Source organism: Kitasatospora sp. NPDC054768 (assembly GCF_053612025.1).
Genome location: NZ_JBSHBN010000113.1, coordinates 1 through 22009, shown reverse-complemented (window position 1 = coordinate 22009; position 22009 = coordinate 1). Strand labels below are relative to the sequence as shown.

The following is a 22009-nucleotide window of genomic DNA, read 5'->3' as shown; positions in this document are numbered from 1 at the left end:
CGGATCGGTGACAGCTGGGTGGTGTGCCGCCGGGGGCGGTGGCGTTTCGCGATCGTCTCGACGTCGAGGGGGGTCGAACGGTTCACTCGGAGCTGTCGGTGGCGCCGGTGGTCGGTTCGCTCGATCCGGGTGGTGATCGCCGTGCGGAGGTCTTCCCGGGTGGGCGGATGGCGGTCGAGGACGTTCTTCGGCGCGAGTGCGAATGGGATTCTAGGGCGTTGTCACCGGCGGCGTCGACGGTGCCCGCGAACCCGGCCCGGCCGTGGCGGTTCGGGGCGTGGACGAACTACCGTGACCGAACCGGCAGGTTCACCGGCAGATTCGCCAGCAGGTCCGCCGGCGGACACTGCGACGGGCCGTCGTCAAGAATCGGCGCGTTTCATGGGGCACGGGACGGATTTCGCCACGGCGCCTTGGTCATGCAGGCATATGACGTTGCGATGTGCCTCGTTTGAGACAGCCTCCGCATGGCCTATGGCGACGGCGTGATGTTGCTGCCATGCTCGTCTGCGCGGCGGGGCGATCATCGCCTCGGCCCCCACGCTCAGCTCACCAGTGCATCTTCCTCGGCGTCGCCAGCGCTGTCGCTTTCGAGGGACCGCTCCACTGATCCAGGCGCCCGAAGCGCCGTCGAGTCCGGGTTCGGATACCACCGGGCCGCCGGGCTGCCCGCGCGCTCGATGCTCCAACCGCTTGCGCGGCCGGAGCCGCACCGTCGGGACTGCTACGGAAACACCCCCCCTGCCTTCCTTCATTCCCCGGCTCACGAGGTGTCGATGTGATGCGCTTCCCCTTGGATTCGGACGCTGATCGTGTCGCTGTCATCGGAATGGCGGGCAGGCTGCCGAAAGCCCCGGATCCGGAGGCGTTCTGGCGACTGCTGTGCGACGGGGCCGACGCGATCACCGCGCCGCCCGCGGGCCGGCAGGGCGTACGGCACGGCGGCTACCTGGACCGGGTGGACGGCTTCGACGCGGCGTTCTTCGGTGTGTCCCCCCGTGAGGCCGCCGGCATGGACCCGCAGCAGCGGCTCATGCTCGAACTCGCCTGGGAGGCCCTGGAGGACGCCCGGATCGTGCCGAGCACGCTGACGGGCGGCCCGACGGGGGTGTTCGTCGGCTCGATGTGGGAGGACTACACGTCCCTGGCCTACCCCGGTCACATCACGCCGCACACGCTGACCGGCACCAGCCGGGGCGTCATCGCCAACCGCGTCTCGCACTTCCTCGGTGTGCGCGGACCGAGCATGACGGTCGACACGGCCCAGTCGTCGGCGCTGGTCGCGGTGCACCTGGCGGTCGAGAGCCTGCGCCGCGGCGAGTCGGCGCTCGCCCTGGCCGGCGGGGTGAACCTCAACCTGACCGCCGCCCGCGAGGAGGGAGCGGCGGAGTTCGGCGGCCTGTCCCCGGACGACCGCTGCTTCACCTTCGACGCCCGGGCCAACGGCTTCGTCCGCGGCGAGGGCGGCGCCTTCCTCGTCCTGAAACCGCTGGACCGGGCCCTGGCCGACGGGGACCGCGTCTACGGTGTCATCCGGGGCAGCGCGGTCAACAACGACGGCGCCACACAGAGCCTGACCGTGCCCAGCGCGCAGGCCCAGGAACAGGTCATCCGCGAGGCACTGGCCCGCGCCGGCGTGCGTCCCGCGGATGTGCAGTACGTGGAGCTGCACGGCACCGGCACCGCTGTCGGCGACCCCATCGAGGCCGCCGCCCTCGCGGCGGCCTACCGCGACCCGGCCGAGTCCGGCGACGCCGACAGCGCCCTGCGGGTCGGATCCGCCAAGACGAACGTCGGCCACCTGGAAGGCGCCGCGGGCATCGTCGGTCTGCTCAAGGCCGTCCTCAGCGTGCACCACCGCGCACTGCCGCCGAGCCTGAACCACGAAACCCCCAACCCCGGCATCCCTCTCAACGCACTGGCGCTGCGGGTCCAGACCGCTCCGACCCCCTGGCCGCGGCCGGACGCGCCCCTGCTCGCCGGCGTGTCGTCGTTCGGCATGGGCGGCACCAACGCGCACGTGATCGTCGAGCAGGCGCCCGATGCAGCCGCGCCGCCGGCCCGGCGGCCCGCCCCTGAGGGCCGGCCGGCGCCGTGGATCGTCACGGCGCGGACCAAGCAGGCGCTACGGGCGCAGATCGAGCGCCTGCGCGAACACGTGCGCAGCCACCCGGACCTGACCGGCGCCGAGGTCGCGCACGCGCTGGCCACCACCAGAACCCGGTTCGCCCACCGCGCGGTCCTGCTCGACTCCGTCCAGGTCGCCGCCGGCCGGGCCGGCACCCCGGGCCGTACCGTCTTCGTGTTCCCCGGCCAGGGCGCGCAGTGGGTCGGCATGGGCCGGGAGCTGTACGCCGCGTACCCCGCCTTCCGGGCCGCCATGGACGAGTGCGCCCAGGCCCTGGCCCCGTACACCGACTGGTCCCTGGCCGATGTCCTGGACGGCGCCCCGCTCGACCGCGTGGACGTCGTGCAGCCCGCCCTGTTCGCGGTGATGGTGTCCCTGGCGGCACTGTGGCGCTCCTTCGGTGTCGAGCCCGACGCGGTGGTCGGGCACTCGCAGGGCGAGATCGCCGCGGCACACGTCGCGGGCGCGCTGCCGCTGTCCGACGCGGCCCGGATCGTGGCACTGCGCAGCCGCGCGCTGGTGGCGCTGACCGGCCGGGGCGGCATGGTGTCCGTGGCCCTGTCCGCCGAGCGGGCCGAGGACTACCTGTCGCGCTGGGGCGGCGCGCTGACGGTCGCCGTGGTCAACGCCACCGGCTCGGTCGTGGTGTCCGGCGACACCCAGGCCCTGTCCGAACTGGTCGAGTCCTGCGCGGCGGACGGTGTCCGCACACGCGTCGTCCCGGTGGACTACGCCTCCCATTCCGCGCACGTCGAGGCGATCCGCGAGCGGCTGCTCACCGAACTGGACGGTGTGCGGCCGCGGCAGGGCACGATCCCGTACTACTCCGCGGTCACCGGCGGCCTCCTCGACGACACCACGGGGCTCGACGCCGGCTACTGGTACCGCAACGTGCGCGAGCCGGTCCGCTTCGACCTGGCCACCGCCGCACTGCTGGCGGACGGGCACGACGTCGTGGTCGAGGTCAGCCCGCACCCGGTGCTGCTGCCCGCCCTCGAACAGATCCTGGAACAGGCCCGCGAGCGGACCGGCGTGCCCGGCGTCGCCACCGGCACGCTGGGCCGTGACCGGGGCGGGCCGGACGTCTTCCTGACCGCGCTGTCCCGGCTGTTCGTGGCCGGCGTGCCGGTCGACTGGTCCCCGGCCGTCGCCGGGGCCGCGCCGGTCGACCTGCCCACGTACGCCTTCCAACGTCGTTCGTACTGGCTGCCCGAAGCGACGGCCGGGCAGAGCGGACGGACCCCGGCCGGCCCGGGGACGCACGCAGCGGAGACCGCCGCGCCCGGCCGGCCGGACGGCGGCCCGGAGACCCGCGACACCGGGGCGGGCGGCACGGACACGGGCGACCCCGAGTCGGGCGACACGGTCGACGCGGCCGCCGTGGTCACCGCGCAGATCGCGCTCGTGCTGGGCCACGAGAACCCCGCGGACATCGATCCCGCGCTCACCTTCAAGGACCTCGGCTTCGACTCGGTCACCGGGCTCGAACTGCGCAACCGCCTGGCGGGCGCCCTGGATCGGCAACTCCCCTCCGGTCTCGTCTTCGACCACCCGACGCCCGCGGAGCTGATCGACTGGCTGCGCACCGGCCCCGGCGACCAGCCGGCCCCGGCCGCCCCCATCGCCCGGGCCGCCCACGACGACCCGGTCGTCATCGTGGGGATGGGCTGCCGCCTCCCCGGCGGGGTGGCCTCGCCGGACGACCTGTGGCGGCTCGTCGCGGAGGGCGTGGACGCGATCGGCGACTTCCCGGACGACCGCGGCTGGGACCTGGGCGGCCTGTACGACCCGGACCTGCGCGGCGCGGGCACCACGTACACCACCCGGGGCGGGTTCCTGGAGGCGGTGGCCGGCTTCGACGCTCCGTTCTTCGGGATCTCGCCCCGCGAGGCGCTCGCCATGGACCCGCAGCAGCGGCTCGTGCTGGAGACGGCCTGGGAGACGTTCGAGCACGCCGGGATCGACCCGGCCTCGCTGCGCGGCAGCCACACCGGCGTGTTCACCGGCGTCTGGTCGTCCGGCTACGCGACCGGGCCGGGCCTGCCGGAGGACCTGGAGGGTTACCTGTTCACCGGCGTCGCGACCAGCGTCACGTCCGGCCGGGTCGCCTACCACCTCGGGCTGCGCGGTCCGGCGCTGTCCGTGGACACCGCCTGCTCGTCGTCCCTGGTCGCCGTGCACCTGGCCGCCCAGGCCCTGCGCGCGGGCGAGTGCTCGCTGGCGCTCGCCGGCGGTGTCACGATCATGGCGACACCGCTGGGCTTCACCGAGTTCTCCCGCCGGCACGGCCTCGCGGCGGACGGCCGCAGCAAGCCCTTCGCCGCCGCGGCCGACGGCACCAGCTGGGCCGAGGGCGCCGGCCTGCTGCTGCTGGAACGTCTGTCGGACGCCCGCCGCAACGGTCACCGGGTGCTGGCGGTCGTCGCGGGAAGCGCGGTCAACCAGGACGGCGCGTCCAACGGCCTGACCGCGCCCAACGGCCCCTCCCAGGAGCGGGTGATCCGTCAGGCCCTCGCCAATGCCGGGTTGGAGCCGTCCGCGGTGGACGCGGTGGAGGCGCACGGTACGGGGACGACGCTCGGCGATCCCATCGAGGCCCACGCCCTGCTGGCCGCCTACGGCCGGGACCGGGACGAGCCGTTGTGGCTGGGGTCGGTGAAGTCGAACATCGGGCACACCCAGGCGGCGGCCGGTGTGGCGGGTGTGATCAAGATGGTGATGGCGATGCGGCACGGCGAACTGCCGCGAACCCTGCACGTGGACGCCCCCTCCCCGCACGTCGACTGGGCCTCCGGCGGCGTCCGGCTGCTCACCGAGGCCCGGCCGTGGCCGGAGCACGAGCGCCTGCGCCGCGCCGGCATCTCGGCCTTCGGCATCAGCGGCACCAACGCCCACCTGATCATCGAGCAGTCCTCCGACCCGGACCCCGGCCACCTTCCCGAACCCGCCGACCGGGCCGCCCCCACCGCCTGGCTGCTGTCCGCGAAGACCGACGCCGCGCTGCGCGCCCAGGCCGAGCGGCTGCACGCGTACGCGACCGCCCACCCCGACGTCCCGGCCGCCGCGATCAGCCGCGCACTGGCCGCCCGCACCCGGTTCGAGCACCGGGCCGCGGTGGTCGGCGCCGACCGGGACGACCTGCTGTCCGGCCTGGCCGCGCTCCCGCCGGGACTGCCGGGCCGGCCGGCCCGTACCGGCGGGACCGTGTTCGTCTTCCCCGGACAGGGCGCGCAGTGGGCGGGCATGGGCCGTGACCTGTACGAGCAGTCCGAGGTCTTCCGCGCCGGCATCGACGCCTGCGCCGCCGCCCTGGCCCCGTACACCGACTGGTCGCTGGTCGACGAACTGCGCCACGGCTCGCTGGACCGCGTCGACGTGGTGCAGCCGGCCCTGTTCGCCGTCATGGTGGCGCTGGCCGACCTGTGGCGGTCCTACGGCGTGCAGCCGGACGCCGTGGTCGGCCACTCCCAGGCGGAGATCGCCGCCGCGTACGTCGCCGGCGCGCTGTCGCTGCGGGACGCCGCCAAGGTCGTGGCGTTACGGTCCAGGGCACTGGCCGTCCTCGCCGACCGGGGCGGCATGGTGTCCCTCGCGCTGTCCGTCGAACAGGCTGCCGGCTACCTGGCCCGTTGGGGCGAGCGGCTGACCACCGCCGTGGTGAACGGACCCGCGGCGGTCGTGGTGTCCGGCGGCCTCGACGTGCTGGACGAACTGCTGGCGGCCTGTGAGGCCGACGGCGTCCGCGCCCGCCGCCTGCCCGTCGACTACGCCGCCCACTCCGTCCAGGTCGAGGCGATCCGCGAGCACCTGCTCACCGACCTCGCCGACATCACGCCCCACTCGGCGGCGATCCCGTTCTACTCCACGGTCACCGGCGAACCGGTCGACACCTCCGCCCTCGACGCCGACTACTGGTACCGCAACCTCCGCGAACCCGTACGGTTCGACCTGGCCACCGCCCGGCTCACCGCCGACGGCCACGACCTGTTCCTGGAGGTCGGCCCGCACCCGGTGCTGGTGCCCGCGCTGGATGTCGCCGCCACCGGAACACTGCGCCGCGATCACGGCGGCCTCACCGAATTCCTCGCCGCGGCGGGACGCCTCTACGCCGCCGGAGCCGACGTCGACTGGACCCCGGTCCTGCCCCGCACCGCACCCGGGGCGGACCTGCCCACGTACGCCTTCCAGCGCGAGCCCTACTGGGTGACCGCGACCCCGCCGGTGCCCCGTGACGACTGGCGGTACGAGGTGGCATGGGCGCCGACGACCGGTACCGCGGTCCCGGTGGACCCGGAACGCTGGCTCGTCCTGGCCACGACCGGGCACCCGTGGGCCGAGGCCCTGCGCGAACGGGGCTTCGCGGTGGCCGACACCTGGGACGTGGCCGACACCGGGGACGCCCGGCCCGGGCCGGATGGTGTGCTGTCGCTGCTGGCGCTGGACGAGGAGCCGCACCCCGACCACCCGGTGCTCCCGGCGGGCCTGGTCCGCACCCTGGATCTGGTCCGCACCCTGGACCCGGCGCGCAGCCTGGACCCGGTGAGGACGGCGGCCGTCCCGCTGTGGTGCGCGACCAGCGGCGCCGTGAGCACCTCGGGCACCGACCCGGTCACCAGCCCGGCCCAGGCCCTGGCGTGGGGCACCGGCGCGTCCGCGGCGCTGGAGTTCCCGCACGGCTGGGGCGGCCTGGTCGACCTTCCCGCCGTGCCCGACGAGGAGAGCGTGAACGCGCTGCTCGTCGTGCTCGCCGGCACGGGCGAGGACCAGGTGGCGATCCGCGGCACCCGGCGCTTCGCCAAGCGGCTGCGCCGCAAGGCCTCGTCGGGCCCGGCCGCGCGGTCCTGGCGGCCGCGGGGCACGGTGCTGGTCACCGGCGGCACCGGCGCGCTCGGCGGACATGTGGCCCGCCGCCTCGCGCGGCAGGGCGCGGAGCACATCGTGCTGGCCGCCCGCCGCGGCCCCGACGCACCCGGCGCGGCCGGCCTGCGCGACGAACTGGAGGCAGCCGGGGCGCGGGTGACCGTGGCGGCGTGCGACGTGGCCGACCGGGACGCCCTGCGGGACCTCGTCGAGCGCGTCGGCGACATCCGCGCGGTCTTCCACACCGCCGGCGTGATCAGGGCGACCAGGCTGGCCGACACGACACCGGCGGGGTTCGCCGAGGTCATCATGGCCAAGGTCGCCGGGGCGGCGAACCTGGCGCAACTCCTGCCGGACCTCGACGCCTTCGTCCTGTTCTCCTCCACCGCGGGCGTGTGGGGCGACGGCCACGGCGCGGCCTACGCCGCCGGCAACGCCTTCCTCGACGCCCTGGCCGCACAGCACCGGGCCCAGGGCCGCGCCACGACCTCCGTCGCGTGGGGCATCTGGGCCGACGGCGGCATGGCGGCCCTGGAGTCCGTGCGGCGCCAGCGCGCCCTGCTCGGCCTCGGCGAACTGGACCCGGGACGGGCACTCGACGCGCTGCAGGACGTCCTCGACCACGACGAGGCCCTCGCGGTCGTCACCGGGGCCGACTGGGCACAGTTCGCCCGCGCCTACACCCACGCGCGGCCGAGCCGGCTGCTGCGGGACCTGCCCGAGGCCCACCGCCGGCCGCAGGTCCCCCGACCCGCGCCCCCCGCCGGCGGCACCGACCTGCTGGAGCTGATCACCACCCACGTCGCCGGGGTGCTGGGACACACCACCCCCGAGCGGCTCGACCCCCGGCGGGCGTTCAAGGACCTGGGCTTCGACTCACTGACCGCGGTGGAACTGCGCAACCGCCTGACCGCCGCGCTCGGGACGCAGCTGCCCGCCACCCTCGTCTTCGACCACCCCACCCCGGCACGGCTGGCCGCCCACCTGTCCGGCGAGTCCGGCGAGCGGGACACGCCGCGGGCCCCGGCCCCGGCCGCGACGGACGAGCCGATCGCGGTCATCGGCATGGGCTGCCGCTACCCCGGAGGCGTCGGCACCCCCGAGGACCTGTGGCGGCTGGTCGCGGACGGCGTGGACGCGGTCGGCGACTTCCCGGCCGACCGGGGATGGGACATCGACCGCCTGTACGACCCGACGGGAAGCCGGCCCCGCACGTCGAGCACGTCCCAGGGCGGCTTCCTCGACGCCGCCGGCGACTTCGACGCGGCGTTCTTCGGGATCTCGCCCCGCGAGGCGCTCGCGATGGACCCCCAGCAGCGCATCCTGCTGGAGACCGCGTGGGAGACCATCGAGTACGCCGGTATCGACCCGACCGCGCTGGAGGGCACACCCACCGGCGTGTTCACCGGCCTGTGGTCCACCGGCTACGCCGCCGGGCCGGTCCCCGACGACCTGGAGGGCTACCAGGTCACCGGCACCGCGTCGAGCGTGGGGTCCGGCCGGCTGGCGTACCAGCTGGGCCTGCTCGGCCCGGCACTGTCCCTGGACACCGGCTGCTCGTCGTCCCTGGTGGCCCTGCACCTGGCCGCCCAGGCGCTGCGCTCGGGAGAATGCTCCTTGGCCCTGGCCGGCGGCGTCACCGTCAACGCGGCACCCACGCTGTTCACCGGAATGTCCCGGCAGGGGGCGAGCGCGCCCGACGGCCGCAGCAAGTCCTTCGCCGCCGCGGCCGACGGGGCGGGCTGGGCCGAGGGCGCCGGCCTGCTGCTGCTGGAACGCCTGTCCGACGCCCGCCGCAACGGCCACGAGGTGCTGGCGGTCGTCCGCGGCTCTGCCACCAACCAGGACGGCGCCTCCAACGGCCTGACCGCGCCGAACGGTCCGTCGCAGGAGCGGGTGATCCGTCAGGCCCTCGCCAATGCCGGGTTGGAGCCGTCCGAGGTGGACGCGGTGGAAGCCCACGGCACCGGCACCACTCTCGGCGATCCCATCGAGGCCCAGGCACTGCTGGCGACCTACGGCCGGGACCGGGTGGAGCCGTTGTGGCTGGGGTCGGTGAAGTCGAACATCGGCCACACCCAGGCGGCGGCCGGCGCGGCCGGCCTGATCAAGATGGTCATGGCGATGCGGCACGGCGAACTGCCGCGAACCCTCCACGTGGACGCGCCCACCCCGCACGTCGACTGGGCCTCCGGCGCGGTCCGCCTGCTCACCGAACCGGTCGCCTGGCCCGGGACCGGGCGGCCACGGCGGGCCGCCGTCTCCGCCTTCGGCATCAGCGGCACCAACGCCCACGTCATTATCGAGCAGAGCATCCTCGAACAGCCCGCCGAGGCCGACTCCGCCGCACCCTCCCCCCGGGGCCGCGCGGACGACCAGGTCCTCTGGCCGCTGTCGGCCAGGACCGAGGCGGCGTTGCGGGAGCAGGCGCGCCGGCTGGGCGCCTTCACCGCCGTACGTCCCGAGGTGAGCGCGGCGGCGGTCGGGGGCGCTCTGGCCGCCCGCACCGTGTTCGAGCACCGGGCCGTGGTGGTGGGCAGCGCCGCGGCCCTGGACGCCCTGGCCGAGGGTGGCACGGCGCCGGGTCTGGTGACCGGGACCGCTCGCCCGGTGGGGCGGTCGGTGTTCGTGTTCCCGGGGCAGGGTGCGCAGTGGGTGGGGATGGGCGGGGAGTTGTACGGCTCGGAGCCGGTGTTCCGGGGGGCGATCGACGCGTGTGAGGCGGCGTTGGCGCCGTACACGGATTGGTCGTTGGTGGAGGTGCTGACCGGCGGTGGGTCGTTGGAGCGGGTGGATGTGGTGCAGCCGGCCCTGTTCGCGGTGATGGTGGCGCTGGCGGAGTTGTGGCGTGCGCATCGTGTGGAGCCTGATGCCGTCGTCGGGCATTCGCAGGGGGAGATCGCGGCGGCGTATGTGGCGGGGGCGTTGTCGTTGGAGGACGCGGCCAAGGTGGTGGCGTTACGGAGCAAGGCCCTGGTCGCCCTGGCCGGAGACGGCGGCATGGTCTCGGTCGCGCTGTCCGCGGACGTCGCCGCCGGCTACCTGAGCCCCTGGGGCGACCGGATCACCGTCGCGGTGGTCAACTCCGCCTCGACCGTCGTCGTGTCCGGCGAACCCGGGGCCCTGGACGAACTGCGGGCAGCCTGCGCCAGGGACGGCATCCGCGCCCGCGCCATCCCCGTCGACTACGCGGCGCACTCGGCGCAGGTCGAGGCGATCCGCGAGCACCTGCTCACCGACCTGGCCGACATCACGCCCCACTCGGCGGCGATTCCGTTCTACTCCACGGTCACCGGCGAGCCGGTCGGCACCTCCGCCCTCGACGCCGACTACTGGTACCGCAACCTCCGCGAACCCGTACGGTTCGACCTGGCCACCGCCCGGCTCACCGCCGACGGCCACGAGGTGTTCGTGGAAGTCAGCCCGCACCCGGTGCTGGTGCAGGACCTGGACGGCGTGGCGACCGGCACCCTGCGCCGCGACCACGGCGCCATCGGGGAATTCCACACCGCCCTGGCCCGCCTCCACGTCCAGGGCGTCGCCGTGACCTGGCCGCACGACCGCCCGCACGGCGTCAGGCTGCCGCACTACGCCTTCCAGCGCAGCACCTACTGGCTCACCCCCGCGGCCGGCGACCACGCCACTGGGCACCCGCTGGCGGGCACCACGGTCGAACTGCCCGACGGGAGCACCGTGCACAGTGGGCGCGTCTCCACCCGCACCCACCCCTGGCTGGCCGACCACGCCGTCGACGGTACGGTCCTGCTGCCGGGCACCGCCTTCCTCGAACTCGCCACCCTGGCCGGCGGGACCCTCGACGACCTCGTCCTGCACCTGCCCCTCGCGCTCTCGGACACACCCACGGACATCCAGGTCTCGGTCGGCGCCCCGGACGACGCCGGCCGCAGCCCGGTCACCGTGCACTCCAAGGGCGGCGACGGCTGGGTCCGCCACGCGTCCGGAACCCTCGGCGGCCAGGTGACGGCCGGTCGCCTCGACCGGCCCGCGAGGAACGCCGAACCCGTGGACCCCGAAGGGTTCTACGCCTTCCTCGCCGGACTCGGATACCAGTACGGACCCGCGTTCCGGGGCGTGCGGAAGTTGTGGCGGGGCGAGGACGAACTGTACGCCGAGGTGTCCGTCCCCGACGGCGCCCGCTTCGGCATCCACCCAGCGCTCCTGGACGCCGCACTCCAGCCGCTGATCCTGCTCAGCCCCGACACCCGGGTCCGGCTGCCGTTCTCCTTCTCCGGCGTCGCCGTGCACACCACCGGTGTGTCGTCCGCCCGGGTCCACCTGGTCCGCACGGGCACCGGCACCTACCGCGCGACACTGACCGACCTGTCCGGCAACCCGGTCGCGGACATCACCGCGCTGACCGTCCGTCCGTCCGCCGAGGCCCGGGCCGCGGTGCTGCACACCCAGTGGGTGCCCCTCATCGCGAGCGCACCGACCGAGGTGGTGCCGAGCCCGGTACTCACCGCGGAAGCCGACGCGGACTCCGTGCACGCCCTCGTCCAGCGGGCCCGCGCGCTCGTCCAGGACTTCCTGGCCGAGCAGCCGGAGCGGGCGGCCGCACGCCTGGCCGTCCTGACCCGCGGCGTGGCCGGCGCGGCCGTACGCGGCCTGGTCCGCAGCGCCGCCGCCGAGCACCCCGGCCGGTTCGTCCTGGTCGACATGGGCGACGCGTCCGAGGAGGACGCGGTCCGGGCCGCCAGGACAGCCGGCGACGAACCCGAACTGGCCCTGCACCAGGAAGGCGTCCTCGTGCCGCGGCAGGCCAGGTACGCGCCGGAACCGACCGCCCCCGACGGCGCGTACCGGCTGAGCGAGTCCGGCACCGGGCAACTGGACGACCTGGCCCTGCTGCCCTGGCAAGAGGCCGCGCTGGAACCCGGACAGGTACGGGTCGCCGTACGCGCGGCCGGCCTGAACTTCCGCGACGTGCTCATCACCCTCGGCATGTACCCGGACCGGCCCCCGTTGGGCGGCGAAGGGGCCGGCACCGTCCTCGAGGTCGGCCCCGGCGTCACGGCCTGGCGGCCCGGCGACCGCGTCACGGGAATGATGCCCGGCGCCTTCGGGCCGCGCGCGGTCGCCGACCACCGGCTCCTGACGGCGATCCCCGAGGGCTGGAGCTTCACCGAGGCGGCGTCGGTGCCTGTCGCCTTCACCACCGCCTGGTACGGGCTGTTCGACCTCGGCGAACTGCGCCCCGGAGACCGGGTCCTGGTCCACTCCGGCGCGGGCGGTGTGGGCATGGCCGCCATCCAGTTGGCCCTGAACGGCGGCGCGGAGGTCTTCGCCACCGCGAGCCCCGCCAAGTGGGACACCCTGCGGCGCCTCGGACTGGCGGACGACCACATCGGTTCGTCCCGCGACACCCGGTTCGCCGACCGGTTCCCGGCCATGGACGTCGTCCTCAACTCGCTCGCGGGAGAACTCACCGACGCCTCCCTGCGGCTGCTCGCCGACGGCGGCCGGTTCGTCGAGCTGGGCAAGACGGACGTCCGCTCACCCGAGGGCCTGATCTACCGGGCCTTCGACCTCAACGACGTCGACCCCGCGCGGCAGGGCGACATCCTCTCCAGGGCCGTGGCGATGGTCGCCGACGGGACGCTGGAGCCGCTGCCGGTCACCGCCGCGGACCTCCGCCAGGCCGTCGCCTCCTTCCGGCTGATGAGCCAGGCCCGCCACGTCGGCAAGATCGTCCTGACCGTCCCCCAGCCGATCGACCCCGACGGCACCGTGCTGATCACCGGCGGCACCGGCACCCTCGGCCAGGCCGTCGCCCGGCACCTGGTGTCCCGCTACGGGGTACGGCACCTGCTGCTCGTCAGCCGCGGCGGCGGCGCGGTGCCGCACCTGGAGCCGCAAGGGGACGTCGACGTGCGGGTCGTGGCCTGTGACGTCGCGGACCGGGAGGCGCTGGCGGCCGTACTGGACTCGATCCCGGCCGAGCATCCGCTCACCGCCGTCGTCCACGCGGCCGGCGTGCTCGACGACACCGTCATGGAACGGCTGACCGCGGAGCAGCTCGACCGGGTGCTGCGTCCCAAGGTCGACGGCGCCTGGAACCTGCACGAGCTGATCCGCGAGGACCACCTCGCCGCCTTCGTGCTGTTCTCCGCGGCCGCGGGTGTACTCGGCAACGCCGGCCAGGCCGGCTACGCGGCCGCGAACTCCTACCTCGACGCGTTCGCCGCACACCGGCAGACCCTCGGACTGCCCGCCGTGTCGATGGCCTGGGGCTACTGGGAGCAGGAGAGCGGCATGACCGCCCACCTCACCGCGGCCGACCGCCAACGCCTCGCCCGCAAGGGCATCCGCCCCATCGGCCTCGAACGCGCCCTGGCCATGTTCGACACCGCGCTGGCTGCCGGACGTCCCGCGCTGACCACGGCCGACCTCTCGATGCCGCAGACCCTGCCGACGCCGAAGGCCCCCGCGTCGGACCTGCTGTCCCTGGTCGCCGCCCACACCGCCACCGTCCTCGGCCACTCCGACGCCGCCGCGATCACCCCCGGACTCGCCTTCCGCGACCTCGGCTTCGATTCCCTGACCTCCGTCGAACTGCGCAACCGCCTCGCCGGCGCCACCGGCCTGCGGCTGCCCGCGACCCTCGTCTTCGACCACCCCACCCCGGCCGACCTCGCCGACCATCTCACGGCCGAACTCTCCGGTGCGGCAAAGGGTGTGGCGTCGGCGGCACCGGTGGTGCCCGCGGTGTCGGTGTCGGACGATCCGGTGGTGATCGTGGGCATGGGGTGCCGGTTGCCGGGTGGGGTGGGGTCGCCGGAGGAGCTGTGGGGTCTGGTGTCGGGCGGGGTGGATGCGATCGGGGCGTTCCCATTGGATCGTGGGTGGGATGTCGAGGGGTTGTTCCATCCGGACGCGGATCATCCCGGGACGTCGTACACGCGGTCGGGTGGGTTCCTGGCGGATGCGGCGGGGTTCGACGCGGATTTCTTCGGGATCTCCCCGCGTGAGGCGTTGGCGATGGATCCGCAGCAGCGGGTGCTGCTGGAGACCGCGTGGGAGACGTTCGAGGACGCGGGGATCGATCCGACGTCGTTGCGGGGCAGCCGGACGGGTGTGTTCACCGGCATCTGGTCCTCCGGCTACGTCGGCAGCCCCGACCAGGCACCGCCCGACACCGAGGGCTACCTCGCCACCGGCATCTCGCCGAGCATCACCTCCGGCCGGGTCTCCTACCTGCTGGGCCTCCAGGGCCAGGCCGTGTCCGTCGACTCCGCCTGCTCCTCGTCACTGATGGCGATCCACCTCGCCGCGCAGGCACTGCGCTCGGGGGAGTGCACACTCGCCCTGGCCGGCGGGGTGACCGTGAGCGTGACCCCCCTGCAGTTCACGGAGTTCTCCCGCCAGCGTGCCCTGGCCCCTGACGGCCGGTGCAAGCCCTTCTCGTCGACGGCTGATGGTACGGCCTGGGGTGAGGGTGCGGGGTTGGTGCTGCTGGAGCGGTTGTCGGACGCCCGTCGCAACGGTCACCGGGTGCTGGCGGTGGTGCGGGGTTCGGCGGTCAATCAGGACGGGGCGTCCAATGGGCTGACCGCGCCGAACGGTCCGTCGCAGGAGCGGGTGATCCGTCAGGCCCTCGCCAATGCCGGGTTGGAGGCGTCCGAGGTGGACGCGGTGGAGGCGCACGGTACGGGGACGACGCTCGGCGATCCCATCGAGGCGCAGGCGCTGTTGGCGGCGTACGGCCGGGACCGGGCGGAGCCGTTGTGGCTGGGGTCGGTGAAGTCGAACATCGGGCACACCCAGGCGGCGGCGGGTGTGGCTGGTGTGATCAAGATGGTGATGGCGATGCGGCACGCCGAACTGCCGCCGACGCTGCACGTCCAGGAGCCCACGCCGCATGTCGAGTGGGACACCGGTGACATCCGGCTGCTGACCGAGGCCCGGCCGTGGCCGGAGACGGGGCGTCCCCGCCGCGCGGGCATCTCGGCCTTCGGGGCCAGCGGCACCAACGCCCACGTCGTCATCGAACAGTTCCCGGAAGAAACCCCCGAACAACCCGCCACGGACGACTCCGCGGAGCCCACCGTGTGGCTGCTGTCCGGCAAGACGGACGACGCCCTCCGCGCCCAGGCCCGACGGCTCGCGGACCACCTCACCGACCACCCCGGACTCCGGTCGGCCGCCGTCGGCCGGGCCCTCGCCACCACCCGCACCATGCTTGCCCACCGGGCGGCCCTGGTGGGCAGCACCCGGACCGACCTCATGGCGGAACTGGCCGCCCTCGCCGACGGAGACCCCCGCGTCATCACGGGGGTGGCCGGTTCGCCGGGTCGGTCGGTGTTCGTGTTTCCGGGGCAGGGTGCGCAGTGGGTGGGCATGGGTGGGGAGTTGTACGGCTCGGAGCCGGTGTTCCGGGGGGCGATCGACGCGTGTGAGGCGGCGTTGGCGCCGTACACGGACTGGTCGTTGGTGGAGGTGCTGACCGGCGGTGGGTCGTTGGAGCGGGTGGATGTGGTGCAGCCGGCTCTGTTCGCGGTGATGGTGGCGCTGGCGGAGTTGTGGCGTGCGCATGGTGTGGAGCCTGATGCTGTGGTCGGGCATTCGCAGGGGGAGATCGCGGCGGCGTATGTGGCGGGGGCGTTGTCGTTGGAGGACGCGGCCAAGGTGGTCGCCCTGCGCAGCAAGGCCCTGGTCGCCCTGGCGGGCCAGGGCGGGATGGTGTCGGTCGGCCTCGGGCATGAGCAGGCCGCCGGGTTCGTGGCCCGCTGGGACGGCCGGCTGACGGTGGCGGTGGTCAACTCGGCGGACAGCGTGGTGGTATCGGGTGATCGGGACGGGTTGGACGAACTGCTGACGGCCTGTGAGGCCGACGGCGTCCGCGCCCGCCGCCTGCCCGTCGACTACGCCGCCCACTCCGTCCAGGTCGAGGCGATCCGCGAGCACCTGCTCACCGACCTCGCCGGCATCACACCGCACCCGGCGGCGATCCCGTTCTACTCCACGGTCACCGGCGAGCCGGTCGACACCTCCGCCCTCGACGCCGCCTACTGGTACCGCAACCTCCGCGAACCCGTACGCTTCGACCTCGCCGTCGAGGCCCTGACGCAGGACCGGCACGGCGTGTTCGTGGAGGTCAGCCCGCACCCCGTACTGGTGCCGGTGATGGACGGCGTTGTGACCGGCACGCTGCGCCGCGGCAGCGGCAGGCAGGAATTCCACCTCGCCCTGGCGCGCCTGCACACGCAAGGCGTGGCCGTCGACTGGACGCCAGTCCTCCCCGGCGAGCCCCACCATGTCCCGCTGCCGACGTACGCCTTCCAGCACCGGCCGTACTGGTTGAACCCCGCCGCCCCGAAGGGCGACGTGTCGGCGGCGGGACTGGACTCGGCCGGGCACCCGCTGCTCGGGGCCGTCGTCGAACTGGCCGGGGACCAGAGCGTCCTGCTCACGGGGCGGCTCTCGACGGCTACCCGCCCATGGCTGGCCGACCACGTCGTCCTGGGCTCCGTGCTGCTGCCCGGCACCGTGTTCGTCGAACTCGCCCTGCACGCCGGACGGCAGACCGGCTGCGACGTCCTGGACGAACTGGTGCTGGAAGCCCCCATGATCCTGCCGGACGACGGTTCCGTGCCGGTCCAGGTCGTCGTCGGCGCACCGGACGGGACGGGCCGACGCCCCGTCACCGTGCACTCCCGGACGGGCGGCACCTGGCTGCGGCACGCCACCGGCATGCTGGCGACCGGCGGCCGCCCCCACCCGTACGACACCGGCGAGCCCTGGCAGCCGGCCGGTGAGCCCGTCGACCTGACCGACTTCTACGACACCCTCGCCGCCCAGGGCTACGAGTACGGGCCGGTGTTCGCGGGCGTACGCGAGATCCGGCGGCAGGGCGACGAGCTCTATGCCGAGGTGGCGCTGCCCGCCGACACCCGCGACCGATTCGGTCTCCACCCCGCGCTGCTCGACGCCGCGCTCCAGCCGCTGACCCTGCTGGCGGCCGGCCGCCTGCCGTTCTCCTTCGCCGGGGTGTCGATGCGGAAAGCCGGCTCCACGGCCCGGGTCCGCCTCACACCCACCGGCCCCGACACCTTCCGGGTCGCGCTCGCCGACGAATCCGGGCCGCTGGCGGTGATCGACGCGCTGACCGTGCGCCACCGGCCGCCGGGCATGCCGGTCGCCGGGACCGACCAGCTCTTCCGCCTCGACTGGGTGCCCGTCGAGAGCACCGGCGAACCCCCGGCCGTCCACCACGTCACGCCCCCGGCGGGAGACCCCGTGGCGGCCGCGCACACCGTCGCCGCCGAGACGCTGGGCGTGCTCCAGGACTTCCTGCGCGACGGGGACGGCCGGCTGGCCGTCGTGACCCGCGGGGCGGTCGGGCCGGACCCCGTCGACCTGCCGTCCAGCGTCGTCTGGGGCCTGGTCCGCGCGGCCCAGGCGGAACACCCCGACCGGTTCGTGCTCGTCGACACCGACGACCGCGTCCTCGTCGCGGGGGACGAACCGCAGCTCGTCGTCCGCGACGGCGCCGCCCACGCCGCCCGCCTGGTACGGGCCGAAGCGGCCCCGGCACCCGGCCCGCTCGACCCGAACGGCACCGTGCTGATCACCGGAGGCACCGGAACACTGGGCCGCCTCGTCGCCCGGCACCTGCGCGACCGGCACGGCATCCGGCACCTGCTCCTGCTCAGCAGGACCGCGGCGGAGGTGGACTTCGACGCCGAGGTGGTGGCCTGCGACGTGGCCGACCGGGACGCGCTGGCGGCCGTACTGGACTCGATCCCGGCCGCGCACCCGCTGACCGCGGTCGTGCACGCGGCCGGTGTGCTCGACGACGGCGTCGTCGAATCCCTCACGCCCGGCCGGATCGACCAGGTGCTGCGGCCCAAGGCCGACGCCGCCTGGCACCTGCACGAGCTGACGAAAGACCTCGGCCTGAGCGCGTTCGTGCTCTTCTCGTCGGCCGCCGGTGTGCTGGGCGGTCCGGGCCAGGCGAACTATGCCGCCGCGAACGCCTTCCTGGACGCCCTCGCCGTGCACCGGCGTGCCCTGGGCCTGCCAGGCGTGTCGCTGGCCTGGGGACAATGGGCCGAGGCCAGCGGGCTGACCGAACACCTCACCGACACCGACCGCAAGCGCCTCGCCCGCGCCGGCGTGCTGCCGATGCCCACGAACCAGGCGCTGGCACTGTTCGACCTGGCCCTGGGCGCCGCCGATCCCGCGCTGGTCCCCGCACACCTCGACCTGTCGGCGGCGTCCACCCGCCCCCTGCTCGGCCGCCTCACCCGTACCAGGCCCGCCCGGCGCACGGACCGGCCGGGCCTGGGCAGGGAACTGGCGGCCCTGCCCGAGACCGAGCAGCACAGCCGCGTCCTGGAACTGGTCACCGGCCAGACGGCCGCGGTCCTCGGCCACACCGACACCGCGGCCGTCAGCGCCGAGCGGGCCTTCAAGGACCTGGGCTTCGATTCGCTCACCGCAGTGGAACTGCGCAACCGCCTGTCCGCGGTCGCCGGGGTACGGCTGCCCGCGACGATGGTCTTCGACCACCCGACCCCCGACGCGCTGGCCGGCCACCTGCGGGACCTCCTGGTCGGCGCCCGGCGCCAGGCCCCTGCCTCACCCGTGCCGGTCGGGGTTCCGGTGTCGGGTGATCCGGTGGTCGTGGTGGGGTTGGGGGCCCGGTATCCGGGTGGGGTGGGGTCGGCTCAGGAGTTGTGGGGTCTGGTGGCGGGTGGGGTCGATGCGGTGGGGGAGTTCCCGTCGGATCGTGGGTGGGACGTGGGTCGTCTTTACGATCCGGTCGGTGGTCCCGGGAGGTCGTACACGCGGTCGGGTGGTTTTCTCGGGGACGCGGGTGGCTTCGATGCCGGGTTCTTCGGGATTTCGCCGCGTGAGGCGTTGGCGATGGATCCGCAGCAGCGGGTGCTGCTGGAGACGGTGTGGGAGACGTTCGAGGACGCGGGGATCGATCCGACGTCGTTGCGGGGCAGCCGGACGGGCGTCTTCACCGGCATCTGGTCCTCGGGCTATGGCGCCGGGGCACAGCCGCCCGACCTGGAAGGCTACCTCTCGACGGGCACGGCGACGAGTGTGACCTCCGGGCGGGTGTCGTACCTGCTGGGGCTGGAGGGTCCGGCGGTGTCGGTGGACACGGCGTGCTCGTCGTCGCTGGTGGCGATCCACCTGGCGGCGCAGGCGCTGCGGGCGGGGGAGTGTTCGCTGGCGTTGGCCGGTGGTGTGACGGTGATGGCGACGCCGGCGGGGTTCGTCGAGTTCTCGCGGCAGCGGGGGCTTGCGGCCGATGGCCGGGTGAAGGCGTTCGCCGAGGCGGCCGACGGTACGGCCTGGGGTGAGGGTGCGGGGTTGGTGCTGCTGGAGCGGTTGTCGGACGCCCGTCGCAACGGTCACCGGGTGCTGGCCGTGGTGCGGGGTTCGGCGGTCAATCAGGACGGGGCGTCCAATGGGCTGACCGCGCCGAACGGTCCGTCGCAGGAGCGGGTGATCCGTCAGGCGCTGGCGAATGCGGGACTGTCGACGGCGGACGTGGACGTGGTGGAGGCCCACGGCACCGGCACGACGCTCGGCGATCCCATCGAGGCGCAGGCGCTGTTGGCGACCTACGGTCAGGGGCGCAACGAGCCGCTGTGGCTGGGGTCGGTGAAGTCGAACATCGGCCACACCCAGGCCGCCGCCGGTGTGGCGGGCGTGATCAAGATGGTGATGGCGATGCGCCACGGTGAACTGCCGCCGACGCTGCACGTCGACGCGCCGAGCTCCCACGTCGACTGGGAGTCCGGAGACATCCGGCTGCTGACCGAGGCCCGGCCGTGGCCGGAGACGGGGCGTCCCCGCCGTGCCGGTGTGTCGGCGTTCGGTATCAGCGGCACCAACGCGCACGTGATCCTGGAGGCACCGGCGCCGGACCCGGCCGAGGAGGCCTCGTCCGAGTCTCCTGCCGTTTCCGCGCCCGCAGCCGTCGTGCCGGTGCCGTGGCTGCTGTCGGCGAAGTCGGACGAGGCCCTGCGCGACCAGGCCCGCAGGCTGCGCGGGTTCCTCGCCGAGCACCCCGAGGTCACACCGGCAGAGGTGGCCGCGGACCTGGCCGCGCGGGCCAGGTTCCCGCACCGTGCCGTGCTGACGGACCCGTCCGGTCTGGACGCGCTGATCGCCGGAGAAGCCGGAATCGTCACGGGCACTGCCTCCCCGGGCAGGTCGGCGTTCGTGTTCTCCGGTCAGGGTGGTCAGTGGGTGGGGATGGGCCGGGGTCTGTACCGGGAGTTCCCGGTGTTCGCGCGGGCGTTGGACGAGGTGTGCGGGTTGCTGGGGTTGCCGGTGGGGGTGCTGTTCGAGGACGGGGAGGGGGTGCTGGGGCGGACGCTGTTCACCCAGGGCGGGGTGTTCGCGTTGGAGGTGGCGCTGTTCCGGCTGGTGGAGTGGCTGGGGGTTCGGCCGGACTTCGTGGTCGGGCACTCGGTCGGTGAGGTGGCGGCGGCCCATGTGGCGGGCGTTCTGGGCCTGGAGGACGCGTGTGCGCTGGTGGGCGCGCGGGGCCGGCTGATGCAGGGGTTGCCCGGTGGTGGGGCGATGGTCTCGCTCCAGGCGTCGCTGGAGGAGGTGGAGGCGTCGCTGGTGCCGGGCGTCGAGGTGGCGGCGGTCAACGCGGTGGACGCGGTGGTGGTGTCGGGGGACGAGGCCGCGGTGGAGGCGGTCGCCGAGGTGTGGCGGGGCCGTGGGCGCCGGGTGCGGCGGCTGGAGGTGAGTCACGCGTTCCATTCGGCGCGGATGGATCCGGTGCTGGAGGAGCTGGGCCGGGTGGCGGCGGGGTTGTCGTTCGGTGAGCCGGTGATCCCGGTGGTTTCGACGGTGGCGGGGCGTCCGGTGGACATGGGGGAGTCCGGGTACTGGGTGCGGCAGGCGCGGGAACCGGTCCGGTTCGCCGATGCCTTGGCGTGGCTGGCGGGCCGGGGTGTTACGGGGTTCGTGGAGGTGGGTCCGCATCCGCTGTTGGTGGGGACCGGGTTGATGCGGCGTGGTGGTGATTCTTCGGAGCGGTTGTTCGCGGGGCTGGGGAGGTTGTGGACGGACGGCGCGGTGCGCTGGACGCCCCCCGCGACGGCGACGGCGGGGACGTCGGGCGCGCGGGTGCCTTCGTACGCCTTCCAGCACCAGCACTACTGGCTCCAGCCCACCACCCCGGCACCGGCCGGTGACGGCCGGATCGACCACCCGCTGCTGCGGGACGCCATGGAACTCCCCGATGACAACGGCGTGGTGCTGACGGGACAGCTCGCCACCGCCGCGCAGCCGTGGCTCACCGAACACGTCATCACGGGCTCGCCCCTGCTGCCCGGCGCGGCGTTCGTGGACCTGGCGCTCCGGGCCGGCGAACACGTCGGCTGCCCGGCGGTCGAGGACCTGACGCTGGAGACACCGCTGGTGGTCGCGGACGGCGTGCAGGTGTCCGTGACCGTCGGCCCCGACCGGGCGGGCCGGCGCAGCCTCTCGATCCACTCGCGCGCGGACGGCGAGTGGGTACGGCACGCCACCGGGACCCTGGGCGCCGTATCCGTCGCACCAGGGGAGCCCTGGGCACGGCAGTGGCCGCCGCACGCCGAAGCCGTCGACCTCGACGCCTTCTACGACAACCTGGCCGACGCCGGATTCGCCTACGGCACGGCCTTCCAAGGCCTGCGAGCGGCCTGGCGCGACGGCGACACCCTCTACGCGGAGGTGGCCGTACCCCCGGGCGACACCCGGTTCGCCCTGCACCCCGCCCTGCTCGACGCCGCGATCCAGGTCGTGACCGTCGCCGACGACCGGGCGAAGATGCCGTTCTCCTTCGCCGGGATCTCCTGGTGGCGTGGCGCCGAGCACGCCAGGGTCCGGCTGACCGTGACCGGCCAGGACACCTGCGCGATCGGCCTCGCCGACCGGTCGGGCGAGCCGGTCGCCGAGATCGCCTCGTTGACCCTGCGCCGGCCGGCCGGGGCCACCACGCAGGACGTGCCGTACCAGGTGGCGTGGCCGGTCCTGGAA

At 74.2% G+C, this 22009-nt stretch carries 1 protein-coding gene; it reads left to right on the top strand.

What is annotated here, in order from left to right:
- Window positions 1–781: 781 nt before the first annotated feature.
- A partial coding sequence (locus ACWGKU_RS28090; protein ID WP_452191612.1) for an SDR family NAD(P)-dependent oxidoreductase occupies window positions 782–22009 on the top strand: 21228 nt, incomplete at its 3' end.